The 19194-nt window shown below is 69.0% G+C and carries 21 protein-coding genes; 6 read left to right on the top strand and 15 right to left on the bottom strand.

Features of this window, described 5'->3' with window-relative positions:
* Positions 1-10 precede the first annotated feature (10 nt).
* Positions 11-160 (bottom strand): hypothetical protein, encoded by a 150-nt coding sequence (locus HLH35_RS01315; protein ID WP_182977406.1) that lies wholly within the window; start codon positions 158-160, stop codon positions 11-13.
* Positions 161-235: 75 nt separating this feature from the next.
* A complete protein-coding gene (locus tag HLH35_RS01310; protein WP_182977405.1) occupies positions 236-2938 on the bottom strand; it encodes a M16 family metallopeptidase in 2703 nt (900 codons plus the stop codon).
* A 105-nt stretch (positions 2939-3043) separates the two neighbouring features.
* On the opposite strand from HLH35_RS01310, the gene HLH35_RS01305 reads away from it, so the two are divergent.
* The 3 genes from HLH35_RS01305 to HLH35_RS01295 all read left to right on the top strand — a co-directional run bounded on the left by HLH35_RS01305 (position 3044) and on the right by HLH35_RS01295 (position 5324).
* On the top strand, positions 3044-4216 hold the full coding sequence (locus HLH35_RS01305) for a serine hydrolase domain-containing protein (RefSeq protein ID WP_182977404.1): 1173 nt from the start codon (positions 3044-3046) through the stop codon (positions 4214-4216).
* A 121-nt stretch (positions 4217-4337) separates the two neighbouring features.
* Positions 4338-4544, top strand: coding sequence for a (2Fe-2S)-binding protein (locus HLH35_RS01300; protein ID WP_182977403.1), 207 nt, complete (start codon positions 4338-4340; stop codon positions 4542-4544).
* Between the two features lie 258 nt (positions 4545-4802).
* On the top strand, positions 4803-5324 hold the full coding sequence (locus HLH35_RS01295; protein ID WP_182965983.1) for a hypothetical protein: 522 nt from the start codon (positions 4803-4805) through the stop codon (positions 5322-5324).
* A 34-nt stretch (positions 5325-5358) separates the two neighbouring features.
* Here the strand turns inward: HLH35_RS01295 and HLH35_RS01290 are convergent, their stop codons facing one another.
* From HLH35_RS01290 to HLH35_RS01250, 9 genes are read right to left on the bottom strand one after another with little or no spacing between them, the layout of a single operon-like run.
* A complete protein-coding gene (locus HLH35_RS01290; RefSeq protein WP_246384750.1) occupies positions 5359-5580 on the bottom strand; it encodes a DUF1674 domain-containing protein in 222 nt (73 codons plus the stop codon).
* Complete coding sequence (locus HLH35_RS01285) at positions 5580-5876, bottom strand: hypothetical protein (RefSeq protein ID WP_182977402.1); 297 nt, start codon at positions 5874-5876, stop codon at positions 5580-5582. Before HLH35_RS01285 ends, HLH35_RS01290 begins: the two co-directional genes overlap by 1 nt.
* 27 nt (positions 5877-5903) lie before the next feature.
* Entirely contained in the window at positions 5904-6623 is a 720-nt protein-coding gene (ccmI, locus tag HLH35_RS01280) for a c-type cytochrome biogenesis protein CcmI (protein ID WP_182977599.1), read from the bottom strand.
* 16 nt (positions 6624-6639) lie between these two features.
* Positions 6640-7116 carry a cytochrome c-type biogenesis protein gene (locus tag HLH35_RS01275; protein WP_408870076.1) on the bottom strand — a complete coding sequence of 159 codons (477 nt, stop codon included), beginning with the start codon at positions 7114-7116 and terminating at the stop codon, positions 6640-6642.
* The gene (locus HLH35_RS01270) at positions 7113-7691 is read right to left on the bottom strand and encodes a DsbE family thiol:disulfide interchange protein (RefSeq protein WP_182977401.1); all 579 of its coding nucleotides are present in this window, start codon (positions 7689-7691) and stop codon (positions 7113-7115) included. Before HLH35_RS01270 ends, HLH35_RS01275 begins: the two co-directional genes overlap by 4 nt.
* Entirely contained in the window at positions 7688-9667 is a 1980-nt protein-coding gene (locus HLH35_RS01265) for a heme lyase CcmF/NrfE family subunit (protein WP_182977400.1), read from the bottom strand. The genes HLH35_RS01270 and HLH35_RS01265 overlap by 4 nt, the downstream gene beginning before the upstream one ends.
* Positions 9668-9673: 6 nt before the next feature.
* On the bottom strand, positions 9674-10204 hold the full coding sequence (gene ccmE / locus HLH35_RS01260) for a cytochrome c maturation protein CcmE (RefSeq protein ID WP_182965993.1): 531 nt from the start codon (positions 10202-10204) through the stop codon (positions 9674-9676).
* Positions 10201-10356: a heme exporter protein CcmD gene (gene ccmD / locus HLH35_RS01255; protein WP_182977399.1), complete on the bottom strand. Its 156-nt coding sequence runs from the start codon at positions 10354-10356 to the stop codon at positions 10201-10203. Before ccmD ends, ccmE begins: the two co-directional genes overlap by 4 nt.
* The gene (locus HLH35_RS01250) at positions 10353-11168 is read right to left on the bottom strand and encodes a heme ABC transporter permease (RefSeq protein WP_182977398.1); all 816 of its coding nucleotides are present in this window, start codon (positions 11166-11168) and stop codon (positions 10353-10355) included. Before HLH35_RS01250 ends, ccmD begins: the two co-directional genes overlap by 4 nt.
* Before the next feature lie 180 nt (positions 11169-11348).
* On the opposite strand from HLH35_RS01250, the gene HLH35_RS01245 reads away from it, so the two are divergent.
* On the top strand, positions 11349-11642 hold the full coding sequence (locus HLH35_RS01245; protein WP_182965999.1) for a YciI family protein: 294 nt from the start codon (positions 11349-11351) through the stop codon (positions 11640-11642).
* Positions 11643-11645: 3 nt separating this feature from the next.
* Complete coding sequence (locus tag HLH35_RS01240; protein ID WP_182966001.1) at positions 11646-12056, top strand: EVE domain-containing protein; 411 nt, start codon at positions 11646-11648, stop codon at positions 12054-12056.
* Positions 12057-12218: 162 nt separating this feature from the next.
* Here HLH35_RS01240 and HLH35_RS01235 read toward each other — a convergent pair whose 3' ends face one another.
* Entirely contained in the window at positions 12219-12758 is a 540-nt protein-coding gene (locus HLH35_RS01235; protein WP_182977397.1) for a hypothetical protein, read from the bottom strand.
* A gap of 232 nt (positions 12759-12990) precedes the next feature.
* Between HLH35_RS01235 and HLH35_RS01230 the strand changes: the two genes are divergently transcribed.
* Positions 12991-13881, top strand: coding sequence for an EcsC family protein (locus HLH35_RS01230; protein WP_182977396.1), 891 nt, complete (start codon positions 12991-12993; stop codon positions 13879-13881).
* Positions 13882-13903: 22 nt separating this feature from the next.
* Here the strand turns inward: HLH35_RS01230 and HLH35_RS01225 are convergent, their stop codons facing one another.
* From HLH35_RS01225 to ptsP, 3 genes are read right to left on the bottom strand one after another with little or no spacing between them, the layout of a single operon-like run.
* Positions 13904-15643 carry a PTS fructose transporter subunit IIC gene (locus tag HLH35_RS01225; RefSeq protein ID WP_182977395.1) on the bottom strand — a complete coding sequence of 580 codons (1740 nt, stop codon included), beginning with the start codon at positions 15641-15643 and terminating at the stop codon, positions 13904-13906.
* Positions 15640-16608 carry a 1-phosphofructokinase gene (gene pfkB, locus HLH35_RS01220; protein WP_182977597.1) on the bottom strand — a complete coding sequence of 323 codons (969 nt, stop codon included), beginning with the start codon at positions 16606-16608 and terminating at the stop codon, positions 15640-15642. Before pfkB ends, HLH35_RS01225 begins: the two co-directional genes overlap by 4 nt.
* Positions 16608-19145: a phosphoenolpyruvate--protein phosphotransferase gene (gene ptsP / locus HLH35_RS01215; protein ID WP_182977394.1), complete on the bottom strand. Its 2538-nt coding sequence runs from the start codon at positions 19143-19145 to the stop codon at positions 16608-16610. The genes pfkB and ptsP overlap by 1 nt, the downstream gene beginning before the upstream one ends.
* Between the last annotated feature and the right edge of the window lie 49 nt (positions 19146-19194).

The raw sequence follows: 19194 nt of genomic DNA, 5'->3' as shown, positions 1-19194 counted from the left end.
TCGGTCCGTTTCACGGATTGAACAGGGAAGGGGCGGTGCCGGAAACGGCACCGCCCTTTTTCTTTGTGTGGCTGGTCATCAAGGGAAGTGCGGTTCTTTTTTTGAAAAAAAGAACCAAAAAACTTCTGATTTGTTCAGGAGCCTCGGAACGAGCAAGCACAAGGCTCCTGAACGGGTAAAAGTCTTTTTGCTTCTTTTTCTTCAGAAAAAGAAGAGGCTTCTCTTCAAGTCGAGATCACGGCGTCGGTGTCGGCCCCTTGACGATTTCCGCCATGTCGTGCGGGCGGACCCAGGTGCGGAAGGCGGTCTGCACGGCGGCGGCGGTCATGTCGTAATAGGAGCGGGCGGCGCGGTCGGGCGTGTCGAGCGGCAGGCCGAGTTCGATCAGGTGCAGATCTTCCGCCGCGATCGAATCCAGGCTGGCGCGGGCGAGTGGCAGGCCGCGCAGCAGTGACGCCTTGGCCAGGGTCAGTTCGGCGTCGGTCACCGGCTGGTCCTGCAGGGTCTGGACGTCGTGCAGGGCGGCGTCGCGGGCGCGGCCGACCTTGTCGGGGTCGGCGCCGAAGCTGATGCTGTAGCCGCCGCGATGGCGCGACCAGGAGAAACTGCTGCTGACGGAATAGACATAGCCCGTGCGCACCCGCAGGTCGCGATAGAGGCGCGACGAGAAGCCGTCGCCCAGGATCTCGTTGCCGACCGTCAGCGCGAAATGGTCCGGGTGGGCTGCGGTCAGGCCCAGGCTTTCGGCCAGGATGGCCGAATCCTGCACGCTGGTGCGGTCGGGCACCTGGGTGCGCGAAGCCCGGCTGTCGGGGCGGGGCGGCAGGTCGACCGTGGGCGTCGGGCCGGCGGGCCGGGCCCACGCGCCGAAGGTGCGGCCGATCACGTCATGCGCCTGTTCGGGTGTGACGTCGCCGACCACGACGATGGTGGTCAGGTCGGGGCGGTAGGCGCTGGTGTAGAAGGCCTGCACGTCGGTCTGTTTCAGCATCATGATCCGTTGCGGATCGGGCTGGCGCAGCGTGGGGTCGCCGGCCGGCGAGACCGCGGCCTTGACCGCGCGGCCGAACAGGTAGTTCGGCGAGGTCAGCAGCCCGGCATAGGATTGGGCCGTCTGCATGCGGACCACCTGGAACGCACGGTCGGGCAGGGCCGGGTGCATTTCGTTATCGGCCAGCAGGCGCGTGGCTTTTTCGAAATCGGGCGTCAGCACCGACACGCTGAAGCCGGGGCCGGCGCTCTCGGTGGCGGCGATGTCGTCCAGTGCCTTCTGGAAGGCGAGCCGGTCGAGCGACCGGGTGCCGTAGCTGAACAGATCCTCGGTGATCGCGGCGATGCCGTCCTGGCCTTTCGGCTCTTGCATGTTGGCGTTCTGGCGGATCTGGCCGTAGACCGACACGGTGTGGCTGACATGCGCCGGGTGGACGATCAGCCGCAGCCCGTTGGGATAGGTGAAGACGCTGGGCAGGCCGACCGGCGGCGGCAGGGTGACGGTCGACAGGGCCTCGTGCGCCCAGTCGGGCAGGGCCACCGGGTGGTCGGGTGGGGTGGCGAAGGATTCGGAGCCGCCGAAGCCCTTGCCGGCGACGGGGTGGCCGGAATCCTCCGGCGTCAGCAGGGCGGTGACCGCTTGGTGCGGGTCGAGGATCTGTCGGGCGAGGCGGTTGACGTCTTCCACCGTGACCGCCTTGAGGGCGGTACCCAGCGCGTCGGGCGAGTCCACGTCCATCACCGCCAGCGCCTGCGACCAGGTTTCCGCCAGGCCGCTGATGCTGTTGGCCGAGAAGCCGAGCTGGGCCAGTTCCTTGCGCCGTGTGGCCTCGACCAGATCGGGCGGCACGCCCTTGTCGCGGATGGCGGCGATGATGCCGTTGATCTCGGCCAGCAGGGGGGCGGGGTCCTGGTTGCGGGGATAGGCCGCCACCGCGATGCCGATGCCGGCATCGGCCTTGGGCGCGAATTCGAAGCCGGCGAACAGCGCCTTGCCCGACGGCACGAGGTCGTAGAGCGCGCCGCGCTGGCTGGTCAGCACGTCGGCCAGGATCTGCGCGGTTGCGTAATCCTTCGACCGCAGGCCGGGCATGCGCCAGGCGACCGTTGCCAGCCCGACCGGGTAATCGGTGGGGAAATGCAGTGTCTGGCCCGTGACCGGGCCGGGCTGGACGGGCGTGCGTTCGGGCAGCGTGCGGCGGGGAATGTCGCCGAAGATGGCTCGTACCCGTTCGATGGCGTGGTCCGGGTCCACATTGCCGGCAATGACCAGGATGGCGTTGTTGGGGGCGTACCACGCATCGTAGAAGCGGCGCAGCAGGGTGGCATCGGTCTTGTCGAAGGAGGGGCGGGTGCCCAGCGCGTCATGCTCGTAGGGCGTGCCGGCGAACAGGATCGATTGCAGGCGGGTCAGATACTGGTAGCTGGGGCTGGACAGGTCGCGCGCCACTTCCTGTTCGATCGCGCCGCGTTCCTTTTCCCAGTCGGGGGCCGCCAGGGCCAGTCCGCGCATGCGCAGCGCCTCGATGCGCAGCATGACGTCGAGATCCTCGGCCGGGGCGGTGTAGAAATACTGGGTGACGTTCTCGGTCGTGTCGGCATTGTAGCTGCCGCCCAGCCGCGCGCCGATGGCGGCGAGCTGGTCCTTGTCCAGCCCGTCGCTGCCGCGGAACATCATATGTTCCAGCGCGTGGGCGGTGCCGGGAAAGCCTTTCGGTGCCTCGCTGGAGCCGACCAGGTAATTCACCTCGGTCGTCACCACCGGGGCCAGCCGGTCGCGGATGACCACCACGCGCAGCCCGTTGGGCAGGGTAGCACGGACCGCATTGTCGGCGATGGCCGCCAGTGGCCGGGGAGGCGGCACGTCGGCCCGGGCCGCCTGTGGCATGGGCATGGCCAGAAGGGCCAGGGAAAGGCTTAATGCGGTGGTGGCCAGGCGCGCTGTCATGATTCACGGGTACTCCTGCTGACCCGGACAGCGTAGACGCGGGGCGTCCCGGTGAAAACCGGGAGGCGGCCAGGCAGGGAAAGGCGACGGAAAAGGGAGGACGCGATGAGCGAGGCCATGCCGGTTGCGGGAATGGACGAACGTGTCGGCCAGGTGATGAATGCCGCGATCGCGCGCGGACGGCTGGTGGGCGCCACGGTGCTGGTTTCGGTGGATGGAAAGACGCTGGTGCGCCGTGCCGCCGGGCTGGCGAATCGCGAAGCGGGGGAGCCGATGGGGCCGGACACGCTGGTCCGTCTGGCATCGCTGACCAAGCCGGTGGTGACGGCGGTGGCACTGGCCCTGGCGGAGCAGGGCGTGCTGTCGCTGGAAGATCCGGTGACGCGTTTTCTGCCCGATTTCCGCCCCGCCTGCGCCGACGGGTCGGTGCCGACGATCACGTTGCGGCATCTGCTGACGCATACTTCGGGCCTGTCCTACGGGTTTGCCTTTCCGCGTGACGACAATCCTTATGCAAGAGCCGGGATTTCGGACGGGATTGCCGAGCCGGGCGTGGCGCTGGAGGAGAATCTGGCCCGTCTGGCGAGCGTCCCACTGCTGTTCGCGCCCGGCGAAGGCTGGGCGTACTCGCTGGCGCTGGATGTGATGGGCGGAGTGCTGGAACGTGCGGGCGGTGCGACGCTGCCGGAGCTGGTGCAGCGCCATGTGGGTGCGAAGCTGGGTTGGACCCGCAGCGGGTTTGCCGTGCCCGATCCGGACGCGCTCTGCCCGCCGTATGCCGATGGGCGGCCCGTTCCGGTGGCGATGGGCGCGCATTATGCGATGCCGCGCCAGTTGGGCGGCGGGAAGGTCAGCGAGATCCTGTTTGCCCCCGATCGGGTGCTGGACCCGCGATCCTATCCGTCGGGTGGGGCCGGGATGGTCGGCACCGCCGAGGAATTCCTGCTGTTTGTCCAGGCGCTGTGCAGCGGGGGCGGGCCGATCCTGTCGCCGGAAAGTGCTGCACTGTTCGGGCGGAATGCGATTGGCGACCTGTCGATGGGGCCGATGAATGCCGGGATGGGCTTCGCGATCGGGGCGGCGGTGGTTGAAGACCCGGCGCGGGCGCGGACCCCGGTTTCGCGGGGTGGTTTCACCTGGGGTGGGGTCTATGGCCATCAGTGGATCGCCGATCCGGTGCGGGGCGTGTCGATCGTGATGATCAGCAACACCGCCCTGGCGGGCATGGCCGGGTCCTATCCCGACGCGGTGCGGGATGCGGTGTACGGCGCCCGATAGCGCGGGCGGGAGGCGACATCCGCGAGGGGCGTTGGCCTCCTATGTGAAAAGCAGATGAGAATGCTATTGCGAACCATTATCATTCGTGCTTGAAGGGAGGGGCACGGAGATGAGACGCCTGATGTTTGTGTGTTCTTGCAATATGCTGACCGACCAGGATGTGGAGCGCGCGGTTGACGGGGGAGCGACCCGCCCGCGGGAGATCTATGCGGCACGCGGGTGCCGGGCGCAGTGCGGCAATTGCGTGCCGGGCGTGCTGTGCCTTCTGCGCCGCGCGCTTCAGGCACGGGCCGAAATGGCGCCGTCGGAGGCGTTGCCCGCCGTCTGAGCCCGTTGCCGGCTTCGCTGGGAATGTGCGTGGCAGCATGACCCATGTGGGCCTGCGGGGAAATGTGGGCTGGTGAGCGAGAGCGGCCCGAAGGGCCGCGCCCGGCGTGTGTTTTCGAGCACCGAAGCGGAGCGGCCTTGATGGAAGTGAGCATCGGAGCACAGGAAGCGCGCGTCGGATCGCCGCCAGCGCGCATTTCCCCGCAGGCCCCCCCGAAAAGGGGATGCGGCGGGTTGGCGGGCTTGATACAAGGTCCGCATGTCTTTTGGTGATCGCATCAATCAGTTCGATGTCTGGCTGCTGGACCGGGTGTTCCAGCCTTTTGCCGACCGTCTGCCCGAGCGCTTGCCGGCGCTGGCCCTGGGCATGAATTTCCAGTTCGGTGCCATCATGCTGTCGGCGGCGTCGATCGTCGCCATGATCGTCATCGGGCACATGTCGATCAGCGACGCGATGTTCAATGTACTGGTCTGGTGCCTCGGCCTGGCATTCTATGTCGGCATCAACCGGGTGCGGCCGCTGGTCCGGCCCGGGCACATGAACCCGCTGCGCGTGATGCTGTCGGGCATGCGGCCGCTCTCGATCCCGTTTGCGATCTATGCGCTCTATCAGGGTGCGACGGCGCCCCCGCATTTCGAGATCGCGCTGTGGTTCAATTCGCTGGCCAATATCATCTTCGTCGCCGGGATCTATCTGATCTCGTGCGAAGTGCGCCCACCCGGCCATCGTCAGACCGCTCGTGCGCGCTTCGGGCGCATGCAGGAGCAGGGCGGGCTATAGAAACGGGCGCTATTGCAAGCGCCCTCCGCGATTTTCAGAAATCGATGCAGCGCCCTTTGACGGTCCAGTCGCCATAGCGCGTGGGCTGCTTTTCCTTGGGGCCGCCATATTCCTTGGCGTCGGCTGTGGTCGCGGTTTCGGGCGCGTCGGTGGCCGGCGTGGCGGGCGAGGGTGCTTCGGTGTTGGTATCGGTGCTGGTCATGGCGCCAGCTTGGCCCGACTTTCGGCCACGGGCAAGAAACGGGCGTGTGATCATCAGGGTTTGTCGGGTGGCTTCATCCAGCGATCGCCGGCATGGCGGGAATGGGCGATGAAAAAGCCGATGAGGCCGCCGATCGCCGCCGCCAGGACCGCCAGTTGCGTGCCCGCGCCGATCAGCAGCATGAAGACCGGGCCGGCCGTCACCCCGACGGCGAAGGTCAGCAGGCTTTCGCGCAAGGTCGGGCCGAAGCGCCGTTCCGCGCCGCAATGGGGGCAGATTTCGGCCGTGCCGCGGATCGTGCGGTGGCAGAACGGGCATTGCTCGACGGTGCCGGCGATGGGTTCGATCATGATGGTCCCCTGGATGTCGCCGCTATTCTACTGATGTTCTGACTGGGCGATTCGCTGCTGGGCTGCCATGCGCCACGGCGCGTCGGCCGGAGCGGCATCGAGTGCGCGGCGGAACAGGGCGGCGCTTTCGGGGCTCACGCGGCCATCGGCCAGGGTCTGGGCTTCGGCGGCGCGGGCGGCGACTTCGGGGACGAACTGGATCGTCGTGGCCTGGCGCCATGCCTCGGCCGCCGCGGCGTAATGGTCGCGCGCGGCTTCGGCCTGGCCCAGCAGCAGGAAACCCCGGAAGCGGTTCGGGTCGTCCGGCGACATCCGGCCCAGTCCGGCACGCAGTTCCGCCAGCAGCCCGTCATCACGCTTGTCCTGCGCCTTCTGCGCCAGCAGGCGCGGGGCCAGGGGCTGCGCGGGGAGGGACGGGTGGCCGCACAGCAGATACAGCCCCGTCGCGGTCAGCGGCAGCAGCAGCAGGCAGACCAGCACCACCGGGGTGGTGATGGAGCGGCCGATGCCACGTGCGGGCGCTGCGTCCGACGCCAGTAGCCGGCGCTGGATTTCCAGCCGCGCGCCCTCATGCTCGCCGGCGGCGATCAGACCGCACTCCCGGTCGCGATCCAGTTCGGCAAGCTGCGCGCGCAGCAGGACCAGGGCCGATTCCCGTTCGTCCCGCAGGCGGGTCGTGCGGCGGAAGGCCAGGAGAGAAGGCAGCAGCACCACGGCGCTGAGCAGGAAAATGCCAATCCAGATCATCATTATCTCAGCGCGGTCAGGTCAGGTCGGTCAGGCGCGTGCGCTCGTCGTCGCTCAGCGGTGCGGGGCCGGTGCCGCGGGCGCGGCGGAAGGACAGGAAGGCGACGAGACCGCCGACCAGCAGGGCGAGGACCGGCATCAGCCACAGCAGGACGGTGCCGGTAGTCAGCGGTGGGCTCAGGCGGATGAAATTGCCGTAGCGGCCGACCATCCAGTCCATGATCTGGCGATCGGATTCCCCCTTGGCGACATGCTCGCGCACCACGTGGCGCAGGTCGCGGGCCAGGCCGGCGCTGCTGTCCTCGATCGATTCGTTCTGGCAGACTAGGCAGCGCAATTGCGACCCGATGGCCTGGGCGCGGGCTTCCTGATGGGGGTCGGGCAGCATTTCCGACGGGTCGTCCACGGCCACGGCGGCCAGCGGGGACAGGCCGATCGTCAGGGCCAGTACGGTGGCCAGCATGGCGGCCAGGCGGCGCATCGCGGCACTCATATCCGCAGGCTCGCGGCCAGGGGCAGCAGGGTCTGGTGGGCGGTGGCCTCGTCCAGCGCGGCGGCGGAATGCCAGCGGATGACGCCGCCCGGTCCGATCAGGAACGATTCCGGCACGCCGGACACGCCCCAGTCGATCGCGGTCATGCCCGACAGATCGCTGGCGATGCGGGCATAGGGATTGCCCGCGCGGCGGACGAAGCCCAGCGCATCGGCCGGCTTGTCCTTGTAGGCGATGCCCCAGATGGGCAACCGGGCCTTCAGGGCGTTGAGCTGCGGCATTTCGGCGACGCAGGGGATGCACCAGGAGGCGAAGAAATTGACCAGTACCGGCACCTTCAAGGCCCGGAGGTCGGCGGCGCCGAAGCCCTGGCCCGGCAACTGGTCGGGCAGGGTGAAATCCGGCACCGGACGGTTCAGCGCCGGGGCCTGGATGTCGTGCGGGTCGAACGAGCCCTGCTGCATGCCCGACAGCATGCGCCAGAACGCGACGCCCGCGCCGCCCGCCACCACCAGCGGGGCCGCCATCAGCAGGCGCCGGCGCGGCAGGTCCGGCCGGGGTGCGTTGTCGCTCATGACGTGGCCACCAGGCCGGCGGCCGCGGCGCGGCGGGGGGCGCCCACGCGCATCCGCCGGTCGGACAGGGACAGCACCCCGCCCAGGGCCATGATCAGCCCGCCCAGCCACATCCATGGCGCCAGCGGGTTGTAATGCAGGCGCAGCACGTAGGTCGTCTCCGCGCCGTTATCGTGCCGGTCGCCCAGCACGCCGTACAGGTCGGACATCAGGTTGGTATGAATGGCCACCTCCGTCGTCGTCTGGTTCTGGCTGGCGAATGTGCGTTTGGCGGGGTGCAGCACCGTGACCAGGTGTCCGTCATGTCGCACTTCGATGGTCGCGATCAGCGCCGTGTAGTTCGGGCCCGGTGCGGCGCGCACCTCGGTCAGCGTCCAGGAATCGCCGGCCAGCATTTCGGTCTGGCCGATATGGACCTCGACGATCCGGTGCTGGGCCTGCGACATCGCGGCCAGCCCCAGCACGCTGACGCCGACGCCGGCATGGGCCAGCGCCGCGCCGAGGGCCGCGCGCGGCAGCATGCGGGCGCGCTGCCAGCTTGCGCCCACGGGGATGCGGAACAGGCGGATGCGCTCGGCAATGTCGGCGATGCTGCTGGCGATGACCCAGACGGCGCCGGTGGCGGCCAGCAGCGGCAGCAGGTCGCGGACCCGCCAGGCTGCGAAGGCGAAGGCCAGCACGGTCACGGCCCCGGCCCACCACAGCCGGCGCAGCACCGGCCAGAGCTGCGCGCGCTTCCACGGCATCATCGGGCCCAGCCCCATGAAGGCCATCAGCGGGATCGCCATCGGCGCCGCCGTGGCGTCGAAGAACGGCTTGCCGACCGAGATCGTCTTGCCGAACAGCAGCGACATGAAGGGCGGGTACATCGTGCCCGTCAGCACCACCGCGCAGATCGAGCAGAGCAGGATGTTGTTGAGTACCAGCAGCCCCTCGCGCGATACCGGGGCGAACACGCCGCCGGCCGCGAGCTGCGGCGCGCGGATGGCGAACAGCAGCAGCGACCCGCCGATCACCAGCCCCAGCAGGCCCAGGATGAAGATGCCGCGTGCGGGGTCATTGGCGAAGGCGTGGACGGAATTGAGGATGCCCGAGCGCACCAGGAAGGTGCCGGAGAGCGAGAAGGAGAAGGTGCCGATGGCCAGCAGCACGGTCCAGATCTTCAGCGCCTCGCGCTTTTCCACGACGATGGCGGAATGGACCAATGCGGTGCCGGTCAGCCACGGGATCAGCGACGCGTTTTCCACCGGGTCCCAGAACCAGTAGCCGCCCCAGCCGAGCACGTAATAGGACCACCACGAGCCGAGCGCGATGCCGCAGGTGAGGAAGCACCAGGCCGCGACCGCCCATGGGCGGACCCAGCGGCCCCAGGCGGCATCGACGCGGCCTTCGATCAGCGCCGCGACGGCGAAGGCGAACGGCACCGCGAAGCCGACATAGCCGGTGTAGAGAATGGGCGGATGGAAGGCCAGGCCGGGGTCCTGCAACAGCGGGTTCATGCCCTGGCCGTCCATCGGCGCCGGCCAGACACGGTCGAACGGGTTCGATGTGGTCAGGCAGAAAAGCTGGAAGCCCGCCGAGACCCCGCCCAGCACCGCGATCACCCGTGCCCGCAGGGCGGAGGGCAGGTCGCGGCCGAACAGCGCCACCGCGCCGCCGCACAGGCCCAGGATCAGCGCCCACAGCAGGACCGAGCCCTCGTGATTGCCCCATACGCCGGTGATTTTATACAGGAGCGGCTTGGCCACCGCGCTGTTGGCCGCGACGTTCTGGACCGAGAAATCGTCCTGGATCGCGGAATGGATCAGGCAGGCAAAGGAATAGAGCAGCGCCAGAAGCTGCCCGATGGCCAAAGCAGGGGCCAGCGCCATCAGGCGCGGATCGCGGCGCCGCGCGCCGACCATCGGCAGCACCGCCTGCCCGGCGGCGAGGCAGCAGGCCAGCGCGAGGGCGAAATTTCCCAGTTCCGGGGTCATGTTCAGTCAGCTTCCATGCTGCGAGGCAGCTTTATCCTGGCCCGTGGCGCTTGTGGTCATGGCATTCCAACTCGCGGCATCGGGGGCCTTGCCGTAGCGGGGGTCCCATTTGCCGCTGCGGCGCAGGGCCTCGGCGACTTCCTTGGGCATGTAGGTCTCGTCATGCTTGGCCAGAACTTCGCTGGCGCGGAACGATCCGTCGGCCAGCACGGTGCCGATGGCCACCACGCTCTGCCCCTCGCGGAACAAGTCGGGCAGGATGCCTTCGTAACGCACCGTGACGGCGTCCTGGCCATCCGTGACGTTGAACTGGTTGACGGGGGTGTCGCCGTTCTTCTGCTGGCGCACCGATCCGGCCACCACCATCCCGCCCAGCCGGATGGTGCGGTCGGCGGCCGGCGGGTGGGCATGGACCTGCGACGGCGCCATGAAGAAGACGATGTTGGAGGAGAACGCGCTCAGCGTCAGCGCGGTGGCGGTGCCCAGCCCGATCAGGCACCCGCCGACCAGCCACAGGCGACGGCTCTTGCGGGTCATGGCGCGGAGGCTCCACCGCTGCGGGAAGGACGTTCCAGCGCGGCCAGGCGCGCGCGAGCCCGGCGCAGGCGCAGCGCGGCACCGCCGCCCAGGATGACGGCAAGCCCGATGGTCAGCCCGTAGGCGGTGATGATGTAGGGCAGGTGGGTCATGCGACGGCTCCGCTCAGGTCCTGGCCCGAATCCTGGGCGTCATGGCTGTCGGTCCGGCCACGGCGCATGGCCAGTGCGGTGCGGACCCGGCTTTCCATCACGGCGGCGCGCAGGCGCGCGACCAGGATGGCGGCGAAGCCGAGCGTGAAGCCGATGGTGCAGACCAGCAGCGGCCACAGCATGGCGGTCGACATGGTGGGGGCGGCCGTCAGCGTGATGCTGTCGGGCTGGTGCAGCGTGTTCCACCATTGCACGCTGAACTTGATGATCGGCAGGTCCACCGCCCCGGCCAGGCCGAGGATCGCGGCGGCGCGATAGCCGCGCTGCGGCTCGTCGAAGGCGCGGATCAGCGCGATATGGCCCAGATAGAGGAAGAACAGCACCAGCACCGAGGTCAGCCGTGCGTCCCACACCCACCAGGTGCCCCACATCGGCTTGCCCCACAGCGAACCGGTGGCCAGGCAGATGGCGGTGACCGAGGCGCCGACCGGGCCGATTTCCACCGCCGCCAGGTCGGCCAGCGGATGGCGCCAGACCAGCGACAGCAGCGAGCAGATTGCCAGCCCCATATAGCCCGACGATGCCAGCCATGCGGCAGGCACATGGACATACATGATCCGCACACTGTCCCCCTGCTGCCAGTCGGCGGGCGAGAGGAACAGGCCCCAGACGATGCCGGCGACCGACAGCAGGATGGCGGGCCAGGTCAGCCAGGGTTGCAGGCGCGCGCCCAGCCGGAGAAACCGCCCCGGATTGGCGTAGCGGTGGAAGAAATTGCCCGTGCGTGCGGCAAGGCTCGGTGTGGCGTTCAAGACGGTCTCGTTCTCCCCCACACGCGGGGGACTCCTGCTTTATGCGTCCGTCGGGGACGGTGGGGGCGTTTCGCTTTCCGTTCCTACACGAACATGCGAAGAAAGGCACGGCCCGCGCCGGATACATGGCGCGTTGTTCACGTGGCGGGCCGGCCCGCCTTTTCCGGAAGGAGACTTCCCATGCTCTTCGCCATCATCTGCACCGACAAGCCGGGGGCGCTGGAAACGCGCATCGCCACGCGGCCGCAGCATCTGGCCTATCTGCAGGCCTATCAGGACCGGATCATCCAGGGTGGCCCGCTGATGGGCGCGGACGGGCGGCCCTGCGGCAGCATGCTGCTGATCGACGTGGAAGACCGCGCAACCGCCGAGGGTTTTGCCGCCAGCGACCCGTATGCAAAGGCCGACGTGTTCGAAAGCGTGGTGATCCGCCCCTTCCGCCCGGTCTTCCGTGACGGACAGCTGGTGGAATAGCGGATGGCGTACTGGCTTGTGAAATCCGAACCCGACGCCTTTTCGTGGGACCAGCAGGTCGCCCATGGCGTCGAGCCCTGGACCGGCGTGCGCAACCACCAGGCGAAGCGCAACCTGATGGCGATGGCGCGGGGTGACCGTGCCTTCTTCTATCATTCCAATATCGGCCGCGAGATCGTGGGCGTGGTCGAGATCGTGCGGGAAGCCTATCCCGACCCGACCGCCGCCGATGGCGGCTGGGTCTGTGTCGATGTCCGCGCCGTGGGGCCGATGCCCCATCCGGTGACGCTGGCGGCGATCAAGGCCGACCCGGACCTGGCCGACCTGGCCCTGGTGCGCCAGTCGCGCCTCTCGGTCGTGCCAGTGTCGGATGCGCACTGGGCGCATCTGTGCCGCATGGGCGGATTTAAGTGAATTAAGGGGGCCGGAGAGCCGTAGAGGCTCCGCTGCCGAGCAAGAGCGGCCCGGCACGGGCCGCGTCCGGCGTGTGTTTTTGAGCATCGCAGCGGAGCGGCCTTTTTGGCCGTGAGCAGTGAAGCGCAGAAAACGCGCGTCGGATTGCCGGCAGCGGGGCCTCTACGGCTCTCCGGCGGCGCCTTCGGCGCCGATGGCCTGGATGCCGCGTCCGGGTTGGCCGCCATAGGTCGAATAGGTGAAGGCCGCGTTATAGGCCGGCTGCACCGGGGCGTTGAACTTCACGGGCACGTCGAAGACGCTGAAATGCGATGGCACGTCGCGGGAATCGCGCGGGGTCTGGCGGGCCTCGATCGACGGCAGGCCGGGGCCGTGGAGGGCGGCGATCTCCGGGCTGAAGGTCTGGGCCGTGACATCCTCGTCCTGCACCACCTGATAGCCGTCGGGCGGCGGCGGGGCCGGGGGATTGTCGGGGTCGGCGGTCGGGTCGCGGCGGGCGTCGGCCGGCTCGAGCGACGACGAAACGGGCGCATTCAGGGTGCCGGTCGCGGGCGCCGGCGCGCGGGTTGTGTGGCGCGGGGCGGCCTGGGCGGCGTGTATCGCCGCCATGCTCCAGCCGGCCACAAGGGCCGCGCCGGCGCAGCAGAGCAGGGTGGGGCGCGTCGTCCGCATGGTGGGCCGGGGGGCCTTCATCGCATCCATAAGGGTTCTCCTTGCGTTCGGACTGTACCTGGGCTGTGACCGGTTCGTCCTCTCCCGGCATGGACATGGCGGCCCTGCATCACGAACCATATACGGCGTGACGGTGGATTTGCGAGAGGGGTAATATGCTTGATAAAGCGATGCCCGCCGTTACCGGTGGGGCTTCATCTACTGGCCGTCGCCTCGTCCATGCGGGCGGGCGGGGGCGCATGACCGGCAGGAGGGTTGGGGAATGACCATTCAAACCGGGGGCGAGGTCGCTCCACTGGTGCTGGACGCCCCGGCGATCGCCGAACTGCAGCGCGCGCTGGAAAAGGTCGAATCGGGTCGCGGCGTGCTGGTGCGGCTGGCGGACCTGATGGGCGGTGCGGTCGGCCAGGCGGCACAACTGGGCATGCGGGGCCTGGGCATGGCGCCCACCATGCAGGCCAAGCTGAAGGGAATCGCCGAGAGCGCGATTTCACGCGCTTTTGATATCGCGATCGTTGGCATGACCCCGCTCAAGGGCGAGCAGGTAGTACTCGACTCGGCTGCGGTGGCGACCGGCCCCTCTGTTTCCGCCGTTGTTCCTGCCCCGATTTCCACCCCGGCATGGCGGGGGCCGGCGCTGCAGGCGGCGGTGACGGTGTCGGGTGCGGTCGGTGGGTTTGCCGGGCTTGCCGGTCTGCTGCCCGATGTCACCTTCACCACCCTGGCTATCATGCGCGAGATCGCGCGCATTGCCCGCGAGGAAGGCGAGGATCTGTCCACCCAGGATGCCAGGCGCGCGTGCCTCGAAGTGTTCGCGCTGCGGGCCTTTCCGGTCGGTGCCGCCGATGACGAGAGCGAACTGGGCTATTTCTCGGCCCGCGCGATGCTGCGCGGCCGGCCGGTGGTGATGCTGGTATCCGAGGTTGCGTCGCATTACGGGCTGGGCCTGTCGCGCAAGCTGGCGGTGCAGATGATGCCGGTTGCCGGCGCGCTGTGCGGAGCCTCGCTCAACGTGGCCTTCCTGGCGCATTACCGCGCCCTGGCCCGGGCGCATTTCACCATCCGACGCCTGGAGCGCGAACATGGGCCGGAGGTGCGGCGCACCGCTGAATCGCTGCGCGCCGGCATGACCGGCGCCAGCCAGCCCTTCTGACGAAGGGCGCGTCCGGCGCCCTTCAGGCCATCTTTTCGGCTCGTACGGGCGTGCGCATCAGCAGGCCGATCAATACGGCGCTGACGACTGTGCCCGCGAGCAGTGCCACCACATAGGCGGCCAGATGGGTGACGGCGCCTGGAATGGGCAGGACGAAGATGCCGCCATGCGGCACTTTCAGCTCCACGCCCGCCACCATGGAGATCGCGCCCGCCGTTGCCGAACCCGCCATCATGGCGGGGATGACCCGCAGGGGATCGCGGGCGGCGAAGGGAATGGCGCCCTCGGTGATGAAGGCCAACCCCAGCACCGCCGCCGTCGCGCCAGCCTCGCGCTCCTCGGCCGTGAAGCGCGCATGGAACAGGCGTGTCGCCAGCGCCGCCGCCAGAGGCGGCACCATGCCGGCGACCATCGTGGCGGCCATCGGCGTATAGACCGCGCTGGCGATCAGCCCGACCGAGAAGGCATAGCCCGCCTTGTTCACCGGGCCGCCCATGTCGAAGGCGGACATCGCCCCCAGGATCAGCCCCAGCAGTATCGCGCTGGACCCCTGCATGTCGCGCAGCCAGTCCGTGAGGAAGGCCATCAGGGCGGCGACGGGCTGGCCGATGGCGTAGACCGTCAGCAGGCCGGTGATCAGCGTGCCCAGCAACGGCAGGATCAGGATCGGCTTCAGCCCTTGCAGGGTCTTGGGCAGCTGGATCAGGCGATTGAGCCCGTCCACCGCATAGCCTGCGACGAAGCCCGCCGCGATGCCGCCGAGAAAGCCGGCATTGAGGTTCGCGGCCAGGATGCCGCCGATCATGCCCGGCGCCAGGCCCGGACGATCGGCCACCGAGAAGGCGATATAGCCCGCCAGTGCCGGGACCATCAGCGCGAAGCCGGCCTTGGCCCCGATGGTGAACAGGGTGTGGGCCAGGGTTCCGTCCGACGAGGCATCGTTGGCATGGATGCCGCCCAGCGCGAAGGCGAGCGCGATCAGCAGGCCGCCGGACACGACGAAGGGCAGCATGAAGGACACGCCCGTCATCAGATGCTTGTAGGGGCCGGCGCGTTCGCCCTTGCCGGACGATTGGGACGCGCCAGCGGAGGCCGAGCCGGCCGCGGGCTGCACGGTCGCCTCGGCCAGGGCCTTCGCGATCACGGCGGCGCCGCCGGTAATGGCCGGCTTGGCGCCGGTGGCATAGACGCGCTTGCCGCCGAAGCGGCCGCGATCGACCTCCCGGTCGGCCGCGATCACCACCACGTCGGCGTCGGCGATTTCCTGCTCGGTCAGCGGATTGCCGGCGCCGACCGAGCCTTGCGTTTCGACACGGAAGGGATAGCCGAGCTGACGCGCGGCCTCCTGCAGGCCCTCGGCCGCCATGAAGGTATGGGCGATGCCGGTCGGGCAGGACGTGACGGCGACGATGCGCGGCGGGCGTGCGGCCTGCGGCGCGGCACCCGGGCGCACGGCGTCGGTCGGGCGGTCCAGATCCGTGATTGCGCGGCCCGGATCGGCCAGGACGGATTCGAGCGTCAGATGGCGGCTGGCCCGTGCGGCCAGGGCCTCGTCGGGCTGTCCGCCGGTGCCGACCAGCAGCAGCACTTCGTCCTCGCCCGGGGCGTCGGCGGGCAGGGGGTTGAGGGTCCCCTGCGCGGTGCGGATTTCGACGTCCAGCGGGCGGCCCGTTTCGCGCGCCGCGCGGCGCAGTGCCTCGCCGGCGAGAACGCCCGTGACGCTCTCCTCGCCAGCCTGGATGACGGCCAGTATGCGCTTCATGCTGTTTCTCCCGCGCTGCCGGCTTCGATATGTCCGGCTGGCGCGATCGTCACGTTCTTCATCAGGGCCAGGATCGCGTCGCGGCCCGGAAGATTCGGTCCGGCCAGGCCGAGCTTGCCGACCGCGAAGGCGGTGGACAGGCACGCGATATCTTCCAGCGCCGCTTCTTCCGACAGGGCGGCGACTAGGCCCGCGACCATGGCATCGCCCGCGCCGACCGTGCTGGTGACTGTCCGGGCCCGCAGCCGCGCGGTGATCGCCCCCGTATCCTGGAGGAACAGCGCGCCGTCCGCGCCCATCGACACCACGACCAGTTCGACGCCCCGAGCGATCAGCCGCGCCCCGATGCGCAGGGCATCATCCGTCGTCTCGACGGGTTCGCCCGCCCAGTCCGCGAGTTCCCGCAGGTTCGGCTTGATGATGTTGGGGAGCGTGTCGCCCTGGAGCGCCAGCGTCAGCGGCGTGCCGCTGGTGTCCAGCAGCACGCGCGCGCCCTTGCCGCGCAGCCGGGCGACCAGGCCGGCATAGAGGTCGGGCGGGCATCCCGGCGGCAGGCTGCCGGACAGTACGATCAGGCTGTCGTCGCCGGCAAATGCCTCGACTATCCCGACCTGCCGTTCGGCGGTGGCCGCATCGACGGGGGCGCCGTCCATGTTGATGTCGGTGGTGTTGCGATCATCGACGATCTTCATGTTGACGCGGGTGGCGCCCGGGATGCGCAGGAAGCGGTCCGCGATCTTCTTCTGCGCGCACAGGGCCTCGAACAGCGCGGCATTCTCGCGGCCCAGCAGCCCGAACGCGGTGACGTCGATGCCCCAGTCGGCCAGGCAACTGGCGACGTTCACGCCCTTGCCGCCTGCATTCTGCCGCACGGCGCGGGCGCGATGGACTTCGCCGGGCACCAGGTGATCGACCGTGATGGTCTGGTCGATCGCGGGGTTGAAGGTGACGGTTGCAATACGCATCACGCGTCCTTTCCATCGGGCGCGCGGTCCAGCGCGCGGACCGCATCCGGTGTGCCGACCTCGAGCGCGCGGGCGGCAAGGGCGCGCAGATCCGCCAGGCTGGTATTGCGAATCCGCGCCTTGACGGCGGGAATGTCGCGCGGGGTCATCGACAGTTCATCGACACCGAGCCCGGTGAGCAGGGCGGCCCCGAACGGATCGCCCGCCAGCCCGCCGCAGACGCCGACCCAGCGCCCATGGCGCCGCGCGCCCTCCACCGTCTGCGCGATCAGGCGCAGCACGGCGGGGTGCAGGCTGTCGGCCTCGCTGGCCAGTTCCGGATTCTGCCGGTCGATGGCCAGCGTATATTGCGTGAGGTCGTTGGTACCGACCGAGAAGAAATCGGCATGTTCCGCCAGGATATGGGCCTGGACCGCCGCCGCCGGGACCTCGATCATGATGCCGATCGGGACCGTCGGCGCGTCCAGCTCGGCACGGATGGCCTCGCACCGCTGCCGCAGCGTCACCAGTTCGGGGACCGAGGTGATCATGGGGAACATGATCAGCAGTTCCCCGCCCGCCTTCGCCGCCCGATAGAGCGCGCGCAGCTGCGGGTCGAGCAGGTCGGGCCGGCGCAGCAGCAGCCGCGCGCCGCGCACGCCCAGGAACGGGTTTTCCTCATGGGGCAGGTCCAGGTGCGGGACCTGCTTGTCGCCGCCGATATCGAGCGTGCGCACGATCAGCGGGCGGTCGCCCAGGGCCTCGATCATGTCGCGATAGACCGCGTATTGCTCGTCCTCGCTGGGGGTTTCGCCGCGTTCGAGGAACAGGAACTCGGTCCGCATCAGGCCGACGCCCTCGGCCCCCTGCGACAGGCAGAACGCCACTTGGTCGGGGCGGTTGACGTTGGCGCCGATGGCGACGCGATGACCGTCCGTCGTCTCGGCGGGGTTGGCGCGCTTTTCTTCTTCCGCCGCGCGCAGGCGTGCGCGGTCGGCGAGCCAGGCCCGGGCCGATTCCAGGTCGGCCTCCGTCGGGTCCAGCCAGATGCGCCCCGTATCGCCATCGACGATCGCCATGCTGCCGGGTGCCAGGGCCAGCAGCCCGGGGCCGCCCGCGACGACCGAAGGCAGGCCCAGCGTGCGCGCCAGGATCGCGCTGTGCGATGTCGGGCCGCCCAGCGCGGTCGCGATGCCGGCGACGCGGCTGATGTCCAGGGTCGCGGTATCGGAGGGCGACAGGTCCGAGGCGACCAGGATGCACGGTTCTTCCGGCAGGTCGTCCAGCGTGCCGGTGCCCAGATCGGGGTCGATCTGGGCCAGGACGCGGCGCCCGATATCGCGCAGGTCCGCCGCGCGCGCGGCCAGGACCGGGTTGCCGAGCGACGAGAGCCTGGCCGCCATCTGCTCGACGGCCTCGTGCCACGACCAGGCGACGCCATGGCCTTCGACCATGATCTGGCAGGTCAGCGTGATCAGGTCGGTGTCGTCCAGCAGGCCGGCCTGCGCGATGAAGATTGCCGCATCCCCCGCACCCAGACGGCGGGTCGTATCGTCGATCAGTCCTTCCATCTGCGCGCGCGTGCGCACTAGGGCGCCATTGAGCAGTGCGCCGCCGGTCACCAGATCCACCGGTTCGTCCGGGACTTCGGTTTCGGCAGCGGCGAGGATATGGATCTTGCCGATGGCCAGGCCGGGACTGGCGGCGACACCGGGCATGAGGCGCGGCGTGCTGACCGGCGTCCAGCCCTTCAGCGGGCCGGCTTTTGCCGCCGCGGCGGCTTTCTCGGCAGCGCGGGCGGCGTCGGCCTTTTCCTGCGGCGTCAGGCGGGTGACGACATTGTGAAACCGTTCCAGTGCCGCACGGGCATTGGCGCCGCCGGCCGAGATCACAATCGTGTCACCGGCTTTCAGGCCCAGTTGCAGCAGGGCGACCAGGCTGCGCGGATCGGCGGCTTCCGCGCCATGCCGCACGCGCAGCGGGGTGCCGGCGCTCTTCGCGGTTTCGGACCATGTGGAAGCGGGGCGCGCGTGAAGGCCCGTCGGGTAATCGACAATCCATTCGATCCGCTCGGGATAATCCTCGGCGGCGCCGGAGGAAGCGGGGGCCGGGGCCTCGTCCCGCAGGGCGGCGGAAATGACATCCGGGTCGCGCGTGGCAACCAGTTCCTGCAGGCGGGCCTCGTTCTGGATCAGGCGTGTCAGGCGCCGCAGGATCGCGATATGGCTGTCCGATCCGGCGGCGATTCCAACGACCAGATGGGCGACCTGACCGGGATTCCATTCGATTCCATCGATGAATTGCAGGACCACGATGCCGTCCTGGCGCACGAGTCCCTTGTCCTCGCCGGTGCCGTGCGGAATGGCGACGCCGGAGCCGAGATAGGTGTTGGCCACCTGCTCGCGCCGGATCATGCTTTCTTCGTAGCCGGGGATCACGCAGCCGGCCGCGACCAGCAATTGCCCCGCCTGGCGAATGGCATCGTCCTTGTTCGCCGCGCGGGCATCAATCCGGATCAGGGTTTCGACCGCCGGGCCGATAACGGTGGTGGGGGGCATTCGACAAGCCTCTCCGTTTTTATTTTCCTAGTAGGGAAAACGTTCTCTG

It is taken from the genome of Gluconacetobacter asukensis (genome assembly GCF_014174375.1).
Taxonomy (GTDB): Bacteria; Pseudomonadota; Alphaproteobacteria; order Acetobacterales; family Acetobacteraceae; genus Gluconacetobacter; species Gluconacetobacter asukensis.
The sequence above is the reverse complement of the archived record's forward strand: the minus strand, read 5'-3'. Positions and strand labels throughout refer to the sequence as shown.